Source organism: Pseudomonas sp. DSV-1 (assembly GCF_035830915.1).
Classification (GTDB): Bacteria; Pseudomonadota; Gammaproteobacteria; order Pseudomonadales; family Pseudomonadaceae; genus Aquipseudomonas.
The window spans coordinates 854980-876055 of record NZ_JAYMYG010000001.1 but is presented as its reverse complement, the minus strand read 5'-3'; the positions used below and the strand labels follow the sequence as shown (position 1 = coordinate 876055).

Below are 21076 nucleotides of genomic sequence, written 5' to 3'. Positions count from 1 at the left end.
CCGCAAAAGGCGAATACGATACACCTGCAATTGCGAAACAGTAAGGGCGGGGTGGCGAAGGGTCACAGTTGCCAGGCAAACACACACCCTGTGGGAGCGGGCTTACAACCCCACCACCAAATGCACCAGACCGCCCGGCAGGCTCAAGATCCCCGGTACGCCCGCAGCGCGCAGAGCCTGTGGGTCCATGCGCGTGACATCCGCCAGCTCCACGCGGATACGGGTCAAGGCCACCCGCCGCCCGGACTTGACGTTACGGGCACCGCCGAGCGCCGCCAATACGGCTTCGCCCAAAATCGATGCCGACTGGCCTGGTTCATCAGCCACCAGATCAGGGGTCAGGGCTTTCCAGAATGCTTTTTGCATTTTATCGAACATGTTCAGTACTCCAACGCGGTCATGGGCTGCACCCGTGATTGCAATGCCGCTCTCACCTGATCGGCACTTTCCAGCCCCAGCACATGCTGGGCCAGAGTTCGACACGCCGAGAACTCAAGCTCGCGAACCCGGGCCTTGATTGTCGGAATCAGCGGCACGCTCACTGACAACTCATCAACTCCCAGCCCCAGCAACACCGGCACCGCCAGCGACTCGGAGGCCAGCGCACCGCACACGCCAACCCATTTACCATGAGCGTGGGCGGCCTTGACCGTGCTGGCGATCAGGCGCAATACCGCCGGATGCAGGCTGTCCGCCTGGCTGGCCAGACGCGGGTGGTCACGGTCCATCGCCAGGGTGTACTGAGTCAGGTCGTTGGTGCCAATCGAGAAGAAGTCGACCAGCGGCGCAAACAGATCCGCCATCAAGGCCGCCGCCGGCACTTCGATCATGATCCCAAGCTTTGGCAGTGTGCTGATCCCCTGCGCCAGCGCCTGCTCTTCGAGCATCTGGCGGGCCATGCGCAGTTCAGACAACTGGGTGACCATCGGCAACATGATGTGCAACCGTGTCAGGTCGGCACTGGCCAGGATCGCGCTCAACTGTTCACGCAGCAGGTGTGGACGCTCCAGGCACAAACGAATCCCGCGCATGCCCAAGAATGGATTGGCCTCGTGCTCCATCGGTACGTAGGCCAGCGGTTTGTCGCCGCCCACATCCAGTGTGCGCACCACCAGATTGTGTTCTGTACCCACGGTGCGGGCGATAGCGCTGTAGGTGGCTACTTGCTCATCGTGGCTGGGGGAGCTACTGCGCTCCAGATACAAAAATTCGGACCGCAACAAGCCCACCCCTTGCGCTCCAAGGGCCACAGCCTGCTCGGCCTCGGCCAGGGACGCGATATTGGCGCTGACCTCAACATGCCGCCCGTCCCGGGTGCAGGCCGCCAAAGTGGCCTGTTGCAGGTCCCGTTGCTGACGCTCGTGCTGCCGGGCACGCTGGAGAGTGAGCTGCTGGATGCGTTCAGGGTCCGGGTTCAGGTGCAACTCTGCCCGATCAGCATCGAGCAGGACCGGGGTGCCATTGGCCAGCGCCAGCACCTGGGGCAGCATCCCGCACATCGCGGGCAAGCCCAGCGCCCGGGCCAGAATCGCAACATGGCTGGTGGCGCCCCCGCCGACGGTGGCAAAGCCCGCCACTTTGCGGGTATCCAGCGAGGCGGTCTGTGATGGGGTCAGTTGTTCGGCAATCAGGATGGCGTGGTCGGGTAATTCCAGGGCATGGTCCTGCACGCCCAGCATGAGCTTGAGCACCCGCTGGCCAACGTCTTCCAGATCCAGCGCGCGCTCGGCCAGCAAGTGGCTGCCCAGTCCCTTGAACAGTGTCGAAGTGGCCTGCGTGGCGCTTTGCCAGGCGAAAGCTGCGCTCTTGCCCTGATCGATCAGCCCAAACGCCTGCTCCAGCAAACCCGGGTCTTGAAGCAGCTCTTGATGCGCCTTGAAAATGTCGGCCTGAGCCTTGCCCGGGGCGTTGTCACACAGGGTTTTCAGCGCGTGGGCGGCCTCTGCCAGCTCCTGCTCCAAATGGTCGCGCTCGATGGCGGGATGCGGCGCGAACTCCGTAATCTGCAGCGCGCTTTCGTTGAGCTGCACCACATGACCGAAGGCCGAGCCCGGTGAAGCGCAAACCCCGCGCAACACATCGGTTGCAGCCTGCTCAGACGCGACCGCTGGCGACGGCTCGACCGGCAGGGCCGCAACCGTCTCGCCGCAACCGGACGCCAGCAACTCGGACAACACCTTGAGGGCTTGATCGGCATCGGCGCCAGCGGCGCTGAGGTAAACACTGTCACCGTGCACCGTCTGCAAGGCCATGATCGCTATCAGCGACTTGGCGTTGGCGCTGTCACCCTGCTTGTGCAGATGGATGGTTGACGCAAAGCCTTTCGCCGCCTGGGCGAACACCGCTGCGGGGCGGGCGTGCAGGCCGTTGGCATTGGGCAAGGCCTGGGGCGCTGAACGGTGTGCGGCCGTGCTCAAATCGTCTGCCACGGCCACGGCTTCAGCCTGCGCCAGCTGCACGCTCAACACCGGCTGGCCACTTTCAACCAGCTCGCGGCCTAAACACGTAGAAACAAAGGTTTCGCCGCTCACCACCAGCATCAACGTCAACAGGCTGCGGGCATGCAGCGCGATGTAGTCCGCATCGAACTCAATCAGCGCCTGTCCCGCAGTCACCTGCTGGCCTTCCTCGACCAGCGCGGTGAACCCCTTGCCGCCCAGACTCACTGTATCCAGCCCGATGTGCAGCAATACCTGCACGCCATTGTCGCCCGTGATGCTGACCGCGTGCCCGGTGTGCTGCAGGTTGCTGATCACTCCGGCCAGCGGCGCGCAGAGTACCTGCGACGTTGGGTCGATACACAGGCCGTCGCCAATCAGGCGACTGGCAAATACCGGGTCAGGCACGTTATCCAGCGCCATCAGCACACCGGACAGTGGCGCCAGCAATTGGAGTTGTTGGGATGTGACCATGACTTCACCTGCAGTTGATTCGGTTAAATGCCGATGGAGCGCGAGCTCCGACAGCCCGCTTATTTCCACCAGTATTCGACTTGCAAACCGGCATTTGAGCCGTGCCGCGCCGTGCCGAACGCGCCGGTATCGGACAAGGCCGAGCCCGCGTCCAGCTCATTGGCCGCCCGTTGTGCGGCAGCGTTCCAACTGGCATAGGTGTAATACAAGCGCACTTCAGGACGCGTCCAGAAGCCCGGCCCCTTTGGCGACCAGGTAGGCGCGAAGGTGAACTTGCTCAGCTTGCGCGTACCGTCCGCAGCCTTGACCTGATCATGCCCCAGCTCGGTGACCAGCTTGAACTGCTCGCTGATTGCGTAGGCCGGGCGCACCCCCAGGGACAGCCATTCCTGATTGCCGCCGTCAGGGCGAAAATCCTTCTGATACACCGCCTCGATCTGCCCGCCGAAACGCGGCGTCACTTGCCAGTCAAAAAACTCGACGATGCGATAGCGCTTGCTGCTGTTATCCAGCCGAAAGTCACCGGTGTAACCCAGCCCGGTGCCGGAGCCTTCGCCATACTGCACGGCAAACTTGTTTTTGCCGCCCAGAAACTCGCTCTGTACATGCTGCGCGGTAATGGCCCAGCCGCTGTGGGCGTCGGTGCGCTCGGGCTTGTCCAGATAACTGAGGCCCAACTCCAGCTCGCCGCCGGGGTTGGTGTTGAAACCGGCCACGTTGAAGTCGTGACGGGTCACGTAGTTTTCCTGGTAGAGATTGTCTTTGCGCGACAGGGCGTAGCTGTATTTCAGGCCGCCGATGAGCACGTCTTCGACACCGGCACCGGTGGCGCTCTGGTTCCAGTAGTAGAAGTCAGAGATATGGATGTCGTTACGCTTGTAGTAGCGACGCCCGGCCCACAGCGAGCCGCCGTTGAGGCTCGGCAGGCTGGACCACTGCGCGTACAACTGCGGCAGGCGAGCCGCCCCGTTGTCGCCCTGAAAAGTCAGCTGACGGTCGTACTGGTTGTACAACGAAGCCATGCCATCGACGCTCAGCACCGAGCCGTCGTCGAAGCTGTACACGTCCTGGCGCAGTTCAAGCTCGGCGTACTGCTCACATTCATTGCCCAGCCGGTATTTGGCCTCGGCACCGGGCAGTTTGAAGCACGACTGCTTGCCGCCATTGAGCGAGTTGCCCACGCCACTGCGCAGGTAACCGGCGAACTCCAGTGCGCTGGCTGACAGTGGCGCCAGCAGGCACAGGCTGGCGATGCAAATGCTGTGGTTGAGTGAAGATTTCATGGGACGACCTTTTTTATTTTTATGTGATTAAAGCCATATTTTTGTGGAATCCAGCTTCAGGTGTTCAGGTGCAGCACGAAAGACTCATACGGGCGCAGCGAGATGCTGTGACTGCGCACCGGGCAGTCGTCGTAGTTGCTGACCAGCAGCCGTTGGTCCATGCCCGCGTCAATCACGCCTTGCGGCAGTTCGATGGCGCAGGGTGTGCCGTAGAAGTTGTTGATCACCAGCAAACACTCGCCGTCACCCTGACGCAGATACGCCCACACCTGGGAGTGCTCAGGCAACAACAGGCGATACTCACCGTGTTGCAGCAATGGCTCATCGCGGCGCAAGGCGATCAAGTGCCGGTAGTGATGCAGTACCGACGACGGGTCATTGAGCTGATCTTCAACGTTGATGGCGTGCGCATTGGCGGGAATACCGATCCACGGTTCGGCACTGCTGAAACCGGCATTCGCCTGGTGATCCCATTGCATGGGAGTGCGGCTGTTGTCCCGCGACTTTTGCTTGATCGCGGCCATGCATTCATCGTGAGACACGCCTGCTTCGCGCTTGAGTCGATAGATGTTCAGGGTTTCCACATCCCGGTACTGCTCGATAGCCTCGAACCCGGGATTGGTCATGCCAATCTCCTCGCCCTGATACACATACGGCGTGCCTTGCAAACAATGCAGCGCGGTGGCGAGCATCTTGGCTGAGACCACACGGTGTTCACCGTCATCGCCAAAGCGCGAGACCACACGCGGCTGGTCATGATTACACCAGAACAAGGCATTCCACCCTCCGCCCTCCTGCATGCCGACTTGCCAGTCCGAGAGGATGCCCTTGAGCTGCAAAAAGTCGAAATCGGCCCGTACCCACTTCTGCATGTTCGGGTAATCGACTTTCAGGTGATGAAAATTGAAGGTCATCGACAGCTCTTTGCTCTCGGGTCGCGAGTAACGGATGCAGTGCTCAAGGCTGGTGGACGACATCTCGCCGACACTGACCAGATCGTGGCCCTCGAACACTTCGCGGTGCATCTCCTGCAAGTACTCGTGCACCTTCGGGCCGTCGGTGTAGAAACGGCGCCCGTCGCTGTTGTCCTGGGGGAAGTGAGCCGGCTTGGAGATCAGGTTGATCACGTCCAGGCGAAATCCGCCCACGCCCTTGTCCCGCCAAAAGCACATCAGTTTGTACACTTGCGCCCGCACGTTGGGGTTGTCCCAATTGAGGTCGGCCTGGGTATGATCAAACAGATGCAGGAAGTACTGGCCGGTTTGCGCCTCGTATTCCCAGGCCGAGCCGCCGAACTTGGATTCCCAGTTGTTCGGCTGGTCGCGCCAGATGTAATAGTCGCGGTACGGGTTGTCGAGGCTGCTGCGCGCCTGCTGGAACCACTCGTGTTCAATGGAGGTGTGATTGACCACGATATCGAGCATCAGCTTGATGCCCCGGGCCTTGGCCTCGCTGATCAGCAACTCGCAATCGGCCATGCTGCCGTAGCTCGGGTCGATGGCGTAGTAGTCGCTGATGTCATAGCCGTTGTCACGCTGGGGCGAGCGCAGGAACGGGGTCAGCCACAGGTAGTCAACGCCCAGCCATTGCAGGTAATCGAGCTTGTCGACCACGCCCAGCAAGTCACCGGTCGGGTTGCCCGCGTGGCTGTAAAAGCTTTTTGGGTAGATCTGATAGATCACCGAGCGCTGCCAGTCTTGCATAAAAGAATCCTGCTCAATGGGCTCTGTAGTCGCTGCCGAAGACTGCGAGCCGGTAAAAGTTCGACAGCTCGCAGCCTTCGGCAGCGACTACGGGATAGGGGTTTAAACGACGCGATAACCGGGACGAATGATTTTCAGGCTCAGGGCGCAAGTCAGGACAAACGGCACGACAATGGCCACCAGCATGCCGATCACAAACATCGGGATGTACTGCGGAATGATCGAGATAAAGCCCGGCAAGCCACCGACGCCAATGGCCGAGGCCTGGACCTTGTTCAGCGACAGGAAAATGCTGCCCAGGGCCGAACCGATCAGCGCCGCATAAAACGGGAATTTGTAGCGCAGATTGATCCCGAACATGGCCGGCTCGGTGATGCCGAAATACGCGGATACCGCGGAGGTCGAGGCCATGCTGCGTTCACGCACATTGCGGCTCATGTAGAACACGCCCAGCGCGGCGCTGCCCTGGGCCAGGTTGGACATGACGATCATCGGCCAGATAAACGTTCCGCCCTGGGTAGCAATCAGTTGCAGGTCAACGGCAAGGAACATGTGGTGCATGCCGGTGATCACCAGCGGTGCGTACAGCAGGCCGAAAATCATCCCGCCGAGCACCGGCGCCAGGTCAAACAGCATGACCACGCCTTCGGTGATCAGGATTCCGAGGTGGCGAGTCACCGGGCCAATGATTGCCAGCGCCAGTACGCCCGTGATGACGATGGTGGTGATGGGCACGACCAGCAGTTGAATGGCATTGGGTACCCGCGCCCGCAGCCATTTCTCGATCACGCTCATGACATACGCCGCCATCAGGATCGGCAGGATTTGCCCCTGGTAGCCCACCTTCTCGATCTGGAACAGACCCAGGATATTGAAGTACGGCAGGCTTTGACCGTCCAGCCCGGCCACGGCCTTGCCGTAGTTCCAGGCATTGAGCAGGTCGGGGTGGACCAGCATCAGGCCCAGCACGATGCCGAGAATTTCGCTGCCACCAAAACGCTTGGCAGCCGACCAGCCCACCAAAGCAGGCAAGAACACAAAGGACGTGTTGGCCATCAGGTTGATCAGGCTCCATACACCGTCCAGTGACGGGTAGGCATCGAGCAGGGTTTTGTCGGCAATGAACATGCCTTTGGCGCCCAGCAGGTTGTTAACCCCCATCAACAGGCCGGCAATGATCAGTGCAGGGAGGATGGGCATGAACACATCGGAGAACACCCGCACCAGACGCTGCATGGCGTTGGCCTTGTCGGCGCCCGTCTGTTTGACATCGGCGATGGTGGCTGCGGCCAGGCCGGTCTGTTCCCGCAGGGCGGCATAGACCTTTTCGACTTCACCGGGGCCGATCACCACTTGATACAGGCCGCCGGTAAAAAAGGAGCCTTTGACCAGATCGATCTGGTTAAGGGTTGCGCTGTCGACCCGGCTTGGATCCTTGAGCGCCAGACGCAAACGCGTGACGCAGTGTGCGGCCTGCTCAACGTTATCGGCGCCACCGAGGCTGTGCAGCAACTCGCTGGCGATCTTGGAATAGTCGTGGCTCATGCGTTGTCTTCCGCTTGAATTTTTATTATGGAGCGTCGTTTTGGCAGCACGCCGAAGCGAAAAATACTCGTCTGTACGAGTTAAAGCAACAACTGGTACAGACGAGTTTGCATTTTTTTACTTGCTCCCCCGGGTCTGCACTTGCGCTGCCTACCCCCTGCCCTTAAGGTTCGGGCCCAGAGCCCCAACGGCATAGAGCCCTCGCCATGACTAAATACAATCAGATCTACACCGATCTGCTTGCCAGCATTACCACTGAACGCCTGGCCCGCGGCGCACGCCTGCCATCCGAAGCCGAGTTGATGGCCCGTTATGACGCCAGCCGTGGCACGGTGCGCAAGGCCATCGAGCAACTTCAGGAACGCGGTTTTGCGCAAAAGATCCACGGCAAAGGCACTTTTGTGCTGTCATCCAGCCCGATCGAGTTTCAGTTGGGTGGCATTGTCAGCTTCCAGGAAACTTACCCGCGCCTGGGCGACAACGTCAGCACGGACGTCGTTGAATTCACGCAATTTGCGCTACTGGAGAGTGGGTTGTGCGAAAAGCTTGATGTGGAAGCAGGCAGCCTCATCACCCGAATCAAACGGGTACGCCGCATTGATGGCAAACGGGTGATCCTGGACATCAACCATTTCGTGAGCGACCTGATTCCGGGACTCAATCCAGACATTGCCCAGCACTCGATTTATGCCTACATCGAGCAAACCCTGAACCTGCAGATCAGCTATGCCCAGCGCACCATCGAAGCGGTGCCGCGCAGCAAGGACGATCAGCAGCATCTGGACCTGGACGGTCAGAGCCATGTCATCGTGGTGAGCAACCAGACGTTTCTGCAGGATGGGCGCCAGTTCGAGTACACCGAGTCGCGGCATACACTGGACAAGTTCTACTTTTCGGATGTGGCACGGCGCTAGAGCCAATCCGCCCTCACCCTCTCCCTTTGAGAGAGAGGGCGAAGTGCTCCGGATTTACTTCACCGCATACTTCGAACCACGCGGGCCATCCAGCTGGGCCTGCAACATCAGCCACTCGCGCTGAATAATCGAATACGGGATAAAGATGCTCACCCTCTGCGCGCCTTTCAAGCCGGACTGAGTGATCACATCGTTCAATGTGGTCGAGTAGAACCCTTCATTGATACCCACAATGCTGCCGTCACTGGCGATGACCGGCCCGCCCGACATTCCCTTGACCAGCGGTGCGTCGTGGATGCCATAAAGATCACCGCTATGCTCTTCGATATTGCGAAAGGGGGTTTGATACACCTTGCCTTTGCCCGTGGTGGTCACCAGATAAGGGCTCACCCCCACTGCGGTAATACTTTCACCCACACGCGGGGCCCGCCAGGATGGAAAGTGGCCGCTTGCCTTGTGCTTGATAAAGACCAGATCGCAATGCGTGCTACAACGGTATGCGACATTGGGGATAAACGGAGTGTGCGCTGTCGTGACGGCATACTCCTCGTTCCATTGCACGGCCGAGGCCATGTACATAAACGGCATGGGAAAGCCTGAAAAGACCGTAAAGTACGCGTCATTAACGGGCCCCGACAAGTCGGGCTTCACGAATCCGTTGCATCCTGCAGTGACAACTCCTATTAACAAGAAGGCCATGATCTTGATCATGATAAATCACCGACTTATAGGAAGAATGCAACTGGCTGTTATTGTCAGTATTTTGACAGCACAGAGAATAGCGCTCCTAACTGCTTGTTTTAGTGGGTCGCTGTATTACTTATGGCTGACAATTTAATAACGCGTATGAATCAATCGAACTAAGCCCAATTGCTTTTTGAGCAACCAGGGAGTTCAAATAATTGGCGCCGAAAATGTGCCGGAATCGAGGAGGACTACGCGCAGCCTTTCTGGAGAGATTCACCCGACGGCGCCACTCACTTTATGCAGGTCAAACCATAAGGAATAACGACATGCTCACGAGGAGCCTGCTGCTGGGTTTTTGCGCTGTGCTACTGATTGGTTGCACGGGAAGGGGCTTTCAACCGCCGCCAGGAGACTACACGCAATGGTACAAAAAGGGGGTAACCCAATCGGGCGTCGACAACGCCATGCGTGCTTGCGGGTATACCAATCTTGATGGCGTGGGCGACAAGTCGCCAATTGATGTTGTGCTGACGCGGTTCTACTGCATGAAAGATGCAGGGTTCAAGCGCAGGGATAATCTCGACCTGTGCAAGCAAGGACGCATCGGCGAATCACCGGTGTGCGAAGGCCGTCGGTAACCCGTCAGCCAACGGATTGCCAGACCCAAAAAGCCAAAAGCCCGCAATTACGCGGGCTTCAGGGTGTTCAGTGCTGCTTGGTGCCGGTCAGCGCCGGACGTCCAATCATTCCCACTCAATCGTTGCCGGCGGCTTGCTCGACACGTCATAGGTCACGCGGGAGATGCCTTCGATTTCGTTGATGATCCTGCCGCTGACGGTTTCAAGCAGCTCGTAAGGCAGGTGCGCCCAACGTGCGGTCATGAAGTCGATGGTTTCTACGGCACGCAGGGCTACAACCCAGGCGTAACGACGGCCATCGCCTACAACGCCAACCGACTTGACCGGCTGGAACACCACGAATGCCTGGCTGACTTTGTGATACCAGTCGGCCTTGCGCAGTTCTTCGATGAAGATGTGGTCAGCACGACGCAGGATGTCGGCGTATTCCTTCTTCACTTCACCCAGGATACGTACACCCAGGCCCGGACCCGGGAACGGGTGACGGTAGACCATGTCGTACGGCAGACCCAGTTCCAGGCCCAGACGACGGACTTCGTCCTTGAACAGTTCGCGCAACGGCTCAACCAGCTTGAGGTTCATCTCGTCCGGCAGGCCGCCCACGTTGTGGTGCGACTTGATGACGTGAGCCTTGCCGCTCTTGGCGCCAGCCGACTCGATCACGTCCGGGTAGATGGTGCCCTGGGCCAGGTACTTGATGTTGTCCAGCTTGCAGGATTCGGCATCGAACACGTCGATGAAGGTACGGCCGATGATCTTGCGCTTCTTCTCTGGATCGCTTTCGCCAGCCAGGTTGTTCAGGAACTGATCCGCCGCGTTGGCACGGATCACTTTGACACCCATGTTCTCGGCGAACATGGCCATCACTTGCTCACCTTCGTGCAGGCGCAGCAGGCCGTTGTCCACGAATACGCACGTCAGCTGATCGCCGATCGCCTTGTGCAGCAACGCTGCAACCACCGAGGAGTCAACGCCGCCGGACAGACCCAGCAAAACGTTGTCGGTGCCAACCTGGGCACGGATGTTGGCAATGGCGTCTTCCGCGATCTTCGACGGCGTCCACAAGGCTTCGCAGCCGCAGATGTCGAGGATAAAGCGCGACAGGATGCGACCGCCCTGCTTGGTGTGGGTCACTTCCGGGTGGAACTGCACGCCGTAGTAGCCACGCTCGTCGCTGAACATGCCAGCAATCGGGCAGCTTGGGGTGCTGGCCAGAACGTGGAAGTCGGATGGCATTTTGGTGACCTTGTCACCGTGGCTCATCCACACGTCCAGACCGAACAGGCCGTCAGCGTCGATATGGTCTTCGATGCCGTCCAGCAGGCGGCTTTTGCCGACCACGTCTACACGGGCATAACCAAACTCACGCAGCTCGGAACCTTCAACCTTGCCACCCAGCTGTTCAGCCATGGTTTGCATGCCGTAGCAGATACCGAAAACCGGTACGCCCAGGTCGAATACAGCTTGCGGCGCGCGAGGGCTGCCGGCTTCGTGCACGGATTCCGGGCCACCGGCGAGGATAATCCCCTTGGGTGCGAATTCGCGGATCGCTGCGTCATCCATGTCGAACGGGTGCAGTTCGCAGTAAACGCCGATTTCGCGCACGCGGCGGGCGATCAGCTGGGTGTACTGGGAACCGAAGTCCAGAATCAGGATGCGGTGAGCGTGAATGTCGAGGGCCATGACAAAATCTCGATTAATTACAGAAACGACACGGGGCTGAATCAAACAGCCCCGGTGACTTAATTCGTATCGCACCCGTGCATGAGCCCGGGTGCGACCACTATCAACCTACGCGATAGTTTGGAGCTTCTTTGGTGATCTGCACGTCGTGGACGTGGGATTCAGCCATGCCGGCACCGGTGATGCGCACGAACTCGGGTTTGGTACGCATTTGCTCGATGTCGGCACAGCCGGTGTAACCCATCGAGGAACGCAGACCGCCCATCAGTTGGTGAACGATTGCGGTCAACGAACCCTTGTACGCCACGCGACCTTCGATGCCTTCCGGCACCAGCTTCTCGGCACCCGCGGAGGAGTCCTGGAAGTAACGGTCGGAGGAGCCCTGGGATTGCGACATCGCACCCAGCGAACCCATGCCGCGGTAGGCCTTGTACGAACGGCCCTGGTACAACTCGATCTCGCCCGGCGCTTCTTCAGTACCGGCAAACATCGAACCCATCATCACGCAGGACGCACCGGCAACGATGGCCTTGGACAGGTCACCCGAGAAACGGATGCCGCCGTCAGCAATCAACGGTACGCCAGTGCCTTCAAGGGCAGCAGCAACATTGGCAATCGCGCTGATTTGCGGAACGCCTACACCGGCCACGATACGGGTGGTGCAGATCGAGCCTGGGCCGATACCGACTTTAACCGCGTCAGCGCCAGCTTCAGCCAGGGCCAGAGCAGCAGCGCCGGTGGCGATGTTGCCGCCGATCACCTGAACTTCAGGGAAGTTCTGCTTGACCCAACGAACGCGGTCGATCACGCCTTTGGAGTGACCGTGAGCGGTGTCGACAACAACCACGTCAACGCCAGCAGCCACGAGGGCGGCCACACGATCAGCGGTGTCCTTGCCGGTACCTACCGCAGCGCCAACGCGCAGACGACCTTGATCGTCCTTGCTGGCCAGCGGGTAAGCCTTGGCTTTTTCGATGTCGTTAACGGTCATCATGCCTTTGAGGGCAAATTTGTCGTCGACGATCAGCACGCGCTCGATGCGGTGCTTGTGCAGCAGTTCGCGGGCTTCTTCCTTGTCGGCGCCTTCCTTGACCGTGACCAGACGTTCTTTAGGCGTCATCACGTCACGAACGGTAGCTTCCAGACGGTTTTCGAAGCGCACGTCACGGGACGTCACGATGCCGACCAGGTCGCCATTGTGCAGTACAGGAACGCCGGAGATGTTGTGCTGGCGGGTCAGTTCAAGCAGCTCACGTACCGTGGCATCAGCCTCGATGGTGATGGGCTCTTTAACCACACCGGCTTCGAAGCGCTTGACCTTGCGAACTTCGTGAGCTTGCTGCTCGATGGTCATGTTCTTGTGGATGATGCCGATACCGCCTTCCTGAGCCATGGCGATTGCCAGACGGGCTTCAGTCACGGTGTCCATTGCGGCGGAAACCAGCGGAATATTCAGTTCAATGCCACGGGTCAAACGAGTCTTTAGGCTGACTTCGTTCGGGAGAACCTCGGAATAACCGGGGACGAGAAGGATGTCATCGAATGTGAGTGCTTCTTGGCTGATACGCAGCATCGCTGGGGCTCCCGAGCGGGAAAATGGAAGCGCGCCATTGTACTCAAAACACCTGAGTCTCTCAACGGAAACCTTTAGAGAGTTTTGCGCTAAGGGCCAATGATTAGCTGACTTTGAAGGCAGAAAAACAGTCGTGTAGTCGCTGCCGAAGACTGCGAAGGGTTGCGGAGCAACCCGTTAACTGGAAGCCGCGCGATGCCCTTCGCAGCCTTCGGCAGCGACTACAGGTTCACAGCTCGACCTGCACCCACGCCACCGGTTGATCAAGCCAGTCGGCAAACTCGTCGAGGAAGCTTTGCTTGAAACCCGCCTCGGCCCAGTTGTTGAAAATAAAGCCCAGGTTGGAAAACGCGCACGGCTGCAAAAACAGAAAGCCGTTGATGTCGTCTTCATGGGCGCACAACGGGCAAATGAAATTGTCGGTTCGCCCCGGCATCCAGTCTTCGAGACTGTCGAACAACGCCTCCCCCACTTCCTTGCGGCACTCGGCGCAGCCGGCTTCTTCGAGAAAGCCCTTGGACGGGGTGTAGATGCAGCGCTTGGTAATGATCTCCAGGCCATTGACCGGCTGACCAAATGGCAGCGCCTCAGGGTGCAGCACCACCTCCCGGGCACCCGGAGCGATGGCATACGCCATGCCGTTGCCCGTACGTCCGCACGTGGTCAGTTCTTCTTCAATGATGTTCTTGCGCACCAGCCAGCGCACGATGGCCCTGGCACGGGGCTCATGCACCGGCAAGGTGGATATTTTGGGAACGATGATGCTTTGCGAGTTCATGGGGACGGCACATATACGTGGGGATAAGGGCAACACACTGAAACGGTGGGAGCGGGCGCGCAGCTTAAAGCCTCACACCGCGAGGTCAAGCGCTCAGATAGCGCGCAATCAGCGCAATCCCGCTGGCCAGTACCAGCCACGTCACCAGTCGCACAAAAGCCTCACGGGACAATTTGCGCGTCAGCCGACGCCCGACCCATAACCCCAGTGCCATGGCAGGCAACAAGCAGGCACCCAGCAACAGTAGCTCGCCGTCGGCATATACGCCTGCGATCACAAACAGGCTCAGGCGCACCACGGTACTGCAACTGATCAACGCACTTTGGGTCGCCCGCGCCGCTTCCTTGGGCAATCGCGCGTTGAGGTACAGCGCATACAAAAAGCCGCCACTGCCAAACAGGGCGCCGAACAAGCCGCCCGTGATACCCGTGGGGATGGCCCAGCCGGCTGCCACCTGTGTCGGTTTCACCTTTACCGCCAGGCTGTACAAGGCGTAAGCGGTGATAAAAAGCCCCATCAACAGCAACAACAGGTCTGACTTGAGGCTAAGCAAAAATGTCACGCCGACCACGCAGCCGATCGCCATGCAAGGCAGCAAGCGCAACAACTCGGGGCGCGCCACATCTCGCCGGGCAGGCAGCCAGTTGCCAAATGCCGCGACAAAATCCAGCAACACCAGCAACGGGATGATTTTGGACAAAGGCAGGCACAGAATCAGCAGCGGCCCCGCCACCAGTGCGGTGCCGAACCCGGCCACGCCAAACACGATATACGCCAGCGCAATTGCCAGCTCCAGCAACACCCACTCGCTACCCGTAAAAGGCAAATCCATTGCACTGCATCCTTGTATTTTTGTGCGCGGACTTTAACCGGGCAGGTGCAGACAGAACAATCCGCCCTTATGATGACCCGCATGATTAAAGACCCCTTTGCAAGACTCAACCTCGACCGAGAAGTCCTGACCGTCAGCCAGCTCAATGGCCGGGCGAGGGTGTTGCTCGAAGACGTGTTCAGCAACATCTGGGTAGAAGGCGAAATTTCCAACCTCGCCCGCCCCGCTTCCGGCCACGTGTATTTCACCCTCAAGGACAGTGGCGCCCAGGTGCGTTGCGCGCTGTTTCGCAACAACGCGGCGCGGGTGCGCCAGGCCTTGAAGGACGGCCTGGCGGTGAAGGTCCGGGGCAAGGTGTCGTTGTTTGAAGGCCGCGGTGACTATCAACTGATCCTCGATACGGTGGAGCCCGCGGGTGATGGCGCGCTGCGCCTGGCCTTCGATGCTCTGAAAGAAAAACTCAGCGCCGAAGGCCTGTTCAGCCCCGAGCGCAAGGTTGCCCTGCCTGCTCACCCGCAGCGCATCGGTATTGTCAGCTCGCCCACCGGAGCGGTGATTCGCGACATCATCAGCGTCTTTCGTCGCCGGGCGCCTCAGGTCGAACTGACACTGATCCCCACCGCCGTGCAAGGTCGCGAAGCCACGGCGCAAATTGTCCGGGCATTGCGACTGGCTGATGCCCGGGGTTTCGACGCCTTGATCCTGGCCCGAGGCGGCGGATCCCTGGAAGACCTGTGGTGCTTTAACGAAGAAGCCGTAGCCCGTGCCATCGATGCCTGTGTGACGCCGATTGTCAGCGCTGTCGGTCATGAAACCGATGTATCCATCGCCGACTTTGTAGCGGACGTACGCGCACCCACGCCCTCTGCGGCTGCTGAATTGCTGGCACCGGACTCAAGTGACCTGCAACGCCGAATCGACAGCCTGCACCGGCGTCTGGTGATGCGCATTCGCGACCGTTTGATGCGCGACCGCTTGCGTCTGGATGGCCTGGCACGCCGTTTGCGCCACCCTGGTGAACGCCTGCGCCAGCAGGCCCAGCGCCTGGATGACCTGGACATGCGCATGCGCCGTGCGTTCGAGCGCAGCCTCAATACCCGCCGCGAGCGTCTGATCCGCCTCGAAACCCGACTGGCGGCACAGCATCCGGGGCGCCAACTGGCCATGTTGCGCCAGCGCTTGGACAGTCTGGCGGAACGCTTGCCACGGGCCATGCGCGAAGGCCTCAAGGCACGCCGCATGCAGCTGCAAAGCCAGATGCAAACCTTGCACGTGGTCAGCCCGCTGGCGACCCTTGGGCGCGGCTACAGCATTTTGCTGGATGAGCGTGGCAATGCCATTCGCAGCGCCGGGCAAACCCATAACGGCCAGCGCTTGAAGGCCAGGCTGGGCGAAGGCGAACTGCAAGTCCGGGTCGAGGACAATCACCTCACGCCCGTCACCCTTTCCTTACTGGATTAACTGATGTCACGCTTTCTTTCTGCCGTCCTGTTGCTGTGCCTGACCCTCAACGCGCACGCAGCTGACAGTTACATCACGCGCTTATTGAATAAACCGGTGCCGGGCGGTGTTGCCGTGATTGAGTTGGGGACCGGCGCGCAAGCACCCAAGGCAACCTACGATGGCAAACCGGTGCTGGTGATCAAGGAGCAGGACACCTGGCGGGCGATTGTCGGCATCCCGCTGACGGTAAAACCGGGCCCCCAGTCAATCATCAGCGGCTCGCGGGAACTGAGCTTCACGGTGGGCAACAAGAAATACCCCGAGCAGCGCATCACGCTGAAGAACCAGCGCCAGGTCAACCCCAACCCGGCTGACATCAAGCGAATCGACAACGAGCTGGCGATTCAGATCAAGGCTTACCGTACTTTCAGCCCCAACACTCCGAGCAACCTGCTGCTGGACAAACCGGTCAACGGACCGCTGTCCAGCAAGTTTGGCGTGCGCCGCTTTTTCAACGGTGAAGAACGCAACCCCCACGCTGGTCTCGACTTTGCCGTACCTGCAGGTACGCCCATCAAAACCCCGGCGGCCGGTAAGGTGATCCTGATCGGCAACTACTTCTTCAATGGCAACACGGTGTTCGTGGATCACGGCCAAGGCTTCATCAGTATGTTTTGCCATATGTCGAAAATTGACACCAAGGTTGGCCAACAACTGGCTCGTGGCGACGTAGTGGGCAAGGTCGGCTCCACCGGACGCGCCACAGGCCCCCATATGCACTGGAACGTCAGCCTCAATGACGCCAGGGTTGACCCGGCAATTTTCATCGGGGCCTTCCAACCCTGATTACGCCATAAAAACAGGGCATGCCTCGCAGCACTCGAGGTATGTCATTCCTTGAAGTTGCGCAATATTAGATTTACACAAAACAAAATACAGCAATTAAAACTCGTATTTTCTTCATATACGAGCATTTATCTCAATGTTTTTTATGCGCTTGCCATCTCTCAGCCCAATGGTTAGGGTTGAGCTTATGAAAACCTCTCACACCCTCATCCTGCTCCGCCAACATCGCAGCCTTTGCCTCGTCAGCGCACGACTGCAAAGCTAATTGCGGTGCCTCGCCCTCTGCTTTGTATTTTTCCGGCTGGCCGCGTCTGAATAGTCGGCACGCATATTAAGGATTGCCTGATGACCATGCTCAAAAACCCGTCTTCCAAATACCGCGCCTTCCCGGTCATTGATTTGCCTGATCGTACCTGGCCATCAAAAACCATCACCAGCGCGCCTGTCTGGTGCAGCTCCGACCTGCGCGATGGCAACCAGTCGCTGATCGAGCCGATGGATGCGGTAAAAAAGCTGCGCTTCTGGAAGACCCTGGTCAGTGTTGGCGTAAAGGAAATCGAGGCATCGTTCCCGGCTGCGTCGCAGACCGACTTTGATTTTGTGCGCACCCTGATCGAAGACGGCCACATCCCGGACGACACCACCATCCAGGTGCTGACCCAGGGCCGTGAAGACTTGATCGCACGCACTTTCGAGTCGTTGCGTGGGGCGAAAAAAGCCATCGTTCACCTGTACAACGCCACCTGCCCTGCGTTTCGCCGCATCGTGTTCAATCAGGACAAGGACGGCATCAAGGAAATCGCGGTCAGCGCCGCCAAGCTGTTCGTCAAATACGCCGCCCAGCAGCCCGAAACCCACTGGACATTCGAGTACTCGCCAGAGACGTTCAGCGCCACTGAGCTGGAGTTCGCCAAGGAAGTCTGTGACGCAGTGATCGAGGTCTGGAACCCGACACCTGAGCACAAGATGATCCTCAACTTGCCTGCCACTGTTGAGTGCGCCACCCCTAACATCTACGCCGACCAGATCGAGTGGTTCGGCCGCAACATCAACCGCCGTGACAGCGTCTTGATCAGCCTGCACACCCACAACGACCGTGGCACCGGTGTTGCCGCAACCGAACTGGGCCTGATGGCTGGCGCCGATCGTGTCGAAGGCTGCCTGTTTGGCAACGGCGAGCGTACCGGCAACGTCGACCTGGTGACGGTGGCCTTGAACATGTACACCCAGGGCCTGGATCCACAACTGGACTTCTCGGACATCGACGGTGTGCGCAAAGTGGTCGAAGAGTGCAACCAGATCCCGGTTCACCCTCGTCACCCGTATGTGGGCGACCTGGTCCACACCGCGTTCTCCGGCTCGCACCAGGACGCTATCCGCAAAGGCTTCGCCCAGCAAAAACCGGACGCCCTGTGGGAAGTGCCGTACTTGCCAATCGACCCGGCGGATATTGGCCGCAGCTATGAAGCCGTGATCCGGGTTAACAGCCAGTCGGGCAAAGGCGGAATTGCTTACCTGCTGGAGCAGGAATACGGCATCAGCTTGCCACGCCGTATGCAGATCGAATTCAGCCAGGTCGTTCAGCGCGAAACCGATCGCCTGGGTCTGGAAATGACGGCTCAGCAGATTCACAACTTGCTTCGCACTGAGTACTTGCAGGCCAATACGCCTTACGCGCTGGTCAGCCATCGTTTACAGGAAGAGAACGGCCATAGCGCAGTCGAGGTTGAAGTGTCGGCCAAAGGCGATGGCGAAACCAACCTGCGCTGGAGCGGCAAGGGCAACGGCGCGCTGGAAGCGCTGGTCGCTGGCCTGCCGGTCAACGCCGAAATAATGGACTACAACGAACACGCGATTGGCGCGGGCACCAACGCCAAGGCTGCGGCTTACATTGAACTGCGGGTCAATGGCGGGCGTGCCGTACATGGCGTGGGCATTGATGAAAACATCACCACGGCAAGCTTCAAGGCCGTGTTCAGCGCCCTGAACCGCTCGCTGACCGAAACCGAGGCTAAAGCGGCGTAAGCATTGGCCCGAAACGAAAAAGCCCCCAAGGTGAACGCCTTGGGGGCTTTTTATTTCATCGATGCCCAGGACCGGCAATGACTAGCCTCTATGGGAGCGGGCTTGCTCGCAATTCAGGCGGCGCGGGTTGGCAGACAGACCGCAGTGATGCCGCCGCGGGCAAGCCACGCTCCCACAGGTTTTAAGTCGCACACGGTCTGATAACGGCTTCCACACATCAGCGCAGCTCGAAATCGTCCGCATCCAGGTTGGCCGGGAACCGCTCACGATAGGCGCCCAGATCGGCCGCGTTGAGGCTCATGGTGAACACCCCGTCCGCCTCCCCGGCACTGAGCAGTGACTCGCCCTGGAAGTCGAAGATATGACTGTCGCCCGTGTAGACCATCCCTTTGCCGTCCGTGCCCACCCGATTCACCGCTGCGACGTAACAGAGATTTTCGATGGCCCGTGCAGGCAATAAGCGGTTCCAGTGCAATCGACGCGCCCCTGGCCAACTGGCGGTATACAGCAACAAGTCGGTGTCGTGAGGGTCGCAGCTCCACACCGGGAAGCGCAGGTCATAGCAAATCAAAGGGCGAATACGCCAGCCTTTGACCTCGAACTGAACCTGACGCTCACCCGGGGTGAAATGCTCATGCTCACCGGCCATACGAAACAGGTGACGTTTGTCGTAGTGCAGCACTTCGCCATCAGGGCGGGCCCACAACAATCGATTACGGTGGCTGCCATCTGCCGCACGCACAATCACGCTACCTGTGACCACGGCATCAAGCCTTTTTGCCTGCTTGCGCAGCCACTCGGTGCTTGGGCCGCCTTCAGGTTCAGCCAGGGTTTTGGATTCCATGCTGAAGCCGGTGGTAAACATTTCGGGCAGCACCACCAGGTCGGCGCCCCGAGCATGCTCAAGCAGCTCGTCGAAATGTTCAAAATTGGCCTGACGGTCATGCCAGGCCAGCGTGGTTTGCACCAGTGCCACGGTTAAATCGGGTAAACCCTTCAGATCACGCATAGTTTTTCTGCTGCTTCGCGCAGCGTCTCCTCGCGTTTTGCAAAACATAGACGAACCAGCCGCTGCCCTTCAGGCGGGGTCTGGTAGAACACCGACACCGGGATAGTGGCCACCCCGTGTTCGCGGGTCAGCCATACCGCCATGTCGACATCGTTGAGGTCCGGGCGAATCCGGGAGTAATCCACCAACTGAAAATACGTACCTGCCACCGGCTTGAAGGTAAAACGCGACGGGCTGAGCAAATCACAGAACAGGTCGCGCTTGGCCTGGTAAAACCCTGGCAACTCTTCAACGTGCTCCGGGTGATCGGCCATGAAGTCTGCCAACGCATACTGCAAGGGCGTTACTCCGCAAAAGCTGACGTACTGGTGAACCTTGCGCAGTTCAGCGGTCAAGGCAGGCGGCGCAACGACGTAGCCTGTTTTCCAGCCTGTCACGTGGTAGGTCTTACCGAATGAGCTGACAACGAATGCGCGATGGTACAACTCAGGGTGGGACAAAACACTGACGTGGGGCACGCCATCGAACACCAGATGTTCGTACACCTCATCGCTGATGAGGTAGATATCGCGGTCGGCAATCAGGCGGGCCAACTGGTCCAGTTCGGCACGACTGATCAGGGCACCGCTTGGATTGTGCGGGCTATTCAGGATGATCATGCGCGTGCGCGGGCTCAGGGCATCTTCAAGTTGTTGCCAATCTATCGAGAAGTCTTCCAGCCCCAGTTGCACATGCACGCAACGGCCACCCGCCAGCTCAACCGAGGGCTCGTAGCTGTCGTAGCACGGATCAAAGACGATCACTTCATCGCCGGCATGAATCACGGCCTGGATTGCGCAGAAAATGGCCTGGGTCGCGCCAGGCGTGATCGTCACCTCGGTGTCAGCATCCACCTTGACCCCGTAGCTGCGGGAAATTTTGGCTGCCACCTGCTCACGCAAGGCAGGCAAGCCGGTCATGGGTGAGTACTGGTTATGGCCACTGGCAATGTGCTTGCCGACCGCGTCACGCAATGCCTGCGGGCCGTCGAAATCGGGGAACCCCTGAGACAGGTTAAGTGCGCCGGTTTCTGTCGCGAGCTGCGACATACGCGTGAAAATAGTGGTGCCTACATTCGGCAACTTGCTGGTGATCATGGCCGTTCCCTGTTGAGTTCCCGGCACTGACTACGGCGCAGGACCCTCCGAGAATAGCCCAAACGTCAG

17 protein-coding genes are annotated in these 21076 nt (G+C 59.2%); 5 read left to right on the top strand and 12 right to left on the bottom strand.

Annotated features, from left to right (window positions below):
- Positions 1–102: 102 nt before the first annotated feature.
- The 5 genes from VSQ83_RS04175 to treP form a co-directional block, all read right to left on the bottom strand.
- A complete protein-coding gene (locus VSQ83_RS04175) occupies positions 103–378 on the bottom strand; it encodes a PTS glucose transporter subunit IIB (RefSeq protein WP_326425401.1) in 276 nt (91 codons plus the stop codon).
- A gap of 2 nt (positions 379–380) precedes the next feature.
- A complete protein-coding gene (gene ptsP / locus VSQ83_RS04170; protein WP_326425399.1) occupies positions 381–2912 on the bottom strand; it encodes a phosphoenolpyruvate--protein phosphotransferase in 2532 nt (843 codons plus the stop codon).
- 59 nt (positions 2913–2971) lie between these two features.
- A complete protein-coding gene (locus tag VSQ83_RS04165) occupies positions 2972–4195 on the bottom strand; it encodes a maltoporin (protein WP_326425397.1) in 1224 nt (407 codons plus the stop codon).
- 56 nt (positions 4196–4251) lie between these two features.
- Positions 4252–5898: an alpha,alpha-phosphotrehalase gene (gene treC / locus VSQ83_RS04160; protein ID WP_326425395.1), complete on the bottom strand. Its 1647-nt coding sequence runs from the start codon at positions 5896–5898 to the stop codon at positions 4252–4254.
- A 102-nt stretch (positions 5899–6000) separates the two neighbouring features.
- On the bottom strand, positions 6001–7443 hold the full coding sequence (gene treP, locus VSQ83_RS04155; RefSeq protein WP_326425393.1) for a PTS system trehalose-specific EIIBC component: 1443 nt from the start codon (positions 7441–7443) through the stop codon (positions 6001–6003).
- Positions 7444–7649: 206 nt separating this feature from the next.
- On the opposite strand from treP, the gene treR reads away from it, so the two are divergent.
- Positions 7650–8357, top strand: a complete 708-nt coding sequence (gene treR, locus VSQ83_RS04150; RefSeq protein ID WP_219260853.1) for a trehalose operon repressor — start codon at positions 7650–7652, stop codon at positions 8355–8357.
- Positions 8358–8411: 54 nt separating this feature from the next.
- Here treR and VSQ83_RS04145 read toward each other — a convergent pair whose 3' ends face one another.
- A complete protein-coding gene (locus VSQ83_RS04145) occupies positions 8412–9068 on the bottom strand; it encodes a serine protease (RefSeq protein WP_219260854.1) in 657 nt (218 codons plus the stop codon).
- Positions 9069–9370: 302 nt separating this feature from the next.
- On the opposite strand from VSQ83_RS04145, the gene VSQ83_RS04140 reads away from it, so the two are divergent.
- Positions 9371–9682: a hypothetical protein gene (locus tag VSQ83_RS04140; RefSeq protein WP_219260856.1), complete on the top strand. Its 312-nt coding sequence runs from the start codon at positions 9371–9373 to the stop codon at positions 9680–9682.
- Between the two features lie 105 nt (positions 9683–9787).
- Here the strand turns inward: VSQ83_RS04140 and guaA are convergent, their stop codons facing one another.
- The 4 genes from guaA to VSQ83_RS04120 form a co-directional block, all read right to left on the bottom strand.
- Complete coding sequence (guaA, locus tag VSQ83_RS04135) at positions 9788–11365, bottom strand: glutamine-hydrolyzing GMP synthase (RefSeq protein ID WP_019823631.1); 1578 nt, start codon at positions 11363–11365, stop codon at positions 9788–9790.
- Between the two features lie 103 nt (positions 11366–11468).
- Positions 11469–12938, bottom strand: coding sequence for an IMP dehydrogenase (gene guaB, locus VSQ83_RS04130; RefSeq protein WP_133075940.1), 1470 nt, complete (start codon positions 12936–12938; stop codon positions 11469–11471).
- Positions 12939–13167: 229 nt separating this feature from the next.
- A complete protein-coding gene (locus VSQ83_RS04125; protein WP_326425389.1) occupies positions 13168–13716 on the bottom strand; it encodes a sugar ABC transporter ATPase in 549 nt (182 codons plus the stop codon).
- A gap of 85 nt (positions 13717–13801) precedes the next feature.
- On the bottom strand, positions 13802–14548 hold the full coding sequence (locus VSQ83_RS04120) for a sulfite exporter TauE/SafE family protein (protein WP_133075942.1): 747 nt from the start codon (positions 14546–14548) through the stop codon (positions 13802–13804).
- A gap of 81 nt (positions 14549–14629) precedes the next feature.
- Here VSQ83_RS04120 and xseA point away from each other — a divergent pair, with 81 nt between their 5' ends.
- The 3 genes from xseA (at position 14630) to leuA (ending at position 18862) form a co-directional block, all read left to right on the top strand.
- A complete protein-coding gene (gene xseA, locus VSQ83_RS04115) occupies positions 14630–16009 on the top strand; it encodes an exodeoxyribonuclease VII large subunit (RefSeq protein WP_133075943.1) in 1380 nt (459 codons plus the stop codon).
- Between the two features lie 3 nt (positions 16010–16012).
- Positions 16013–16837 (top strand): M23 family metallopeptidase, encoded by an 825-nt coding sequence (locus VSQ83_RS04110; protein ID WP_133075944.1) that lies wholly within the window; start codon positions 16013–16015, stop codon positions 16835–16837.
- A gap of 345 nt (positions 16838–17182) precedes the next feature.
- Positions 17183–18862, top strand: coding sequence for a 2-isopropylmalate synthase (gene leuA, locus VSQ83_RS04105; RefSeq protein ID WP_133075945.1), 1680 nt, complete (start codon positions 17183–17185; stop codon positions 18860–18862).
- A 217-nt stretch (positions 18863–19079) separates the two neighbouring features.
- Here leuA and VSQ83_RS04100 read toward each other — a convergent pair whose 3' ends face one another.
- Entirely contained in the window at positions 19080–19871 is a 792-nt protein-coding gene (locus tag VSQ83_RS04100; protein WP_326425386.1) for an amidohydrolase, read from the bottom strand.
- Complete coding sequence (locus VSQ83_RS04095) at positions 19859–21007, bottom strand: pyridoxal phosphate-dependent aminotransferase (RefSeq protein WP_326425384.1); 1149 nt, start codon at positions 21005–21007, stop codon at positions 19859–19861. The genes VSQ83_RS04100 and VSQ83_RS04095 overlap by 13 nt, the downstream gene beginning before the upstream one ends.
- Positions 21008–21076 lie beyond the last annotated feature (69 nt).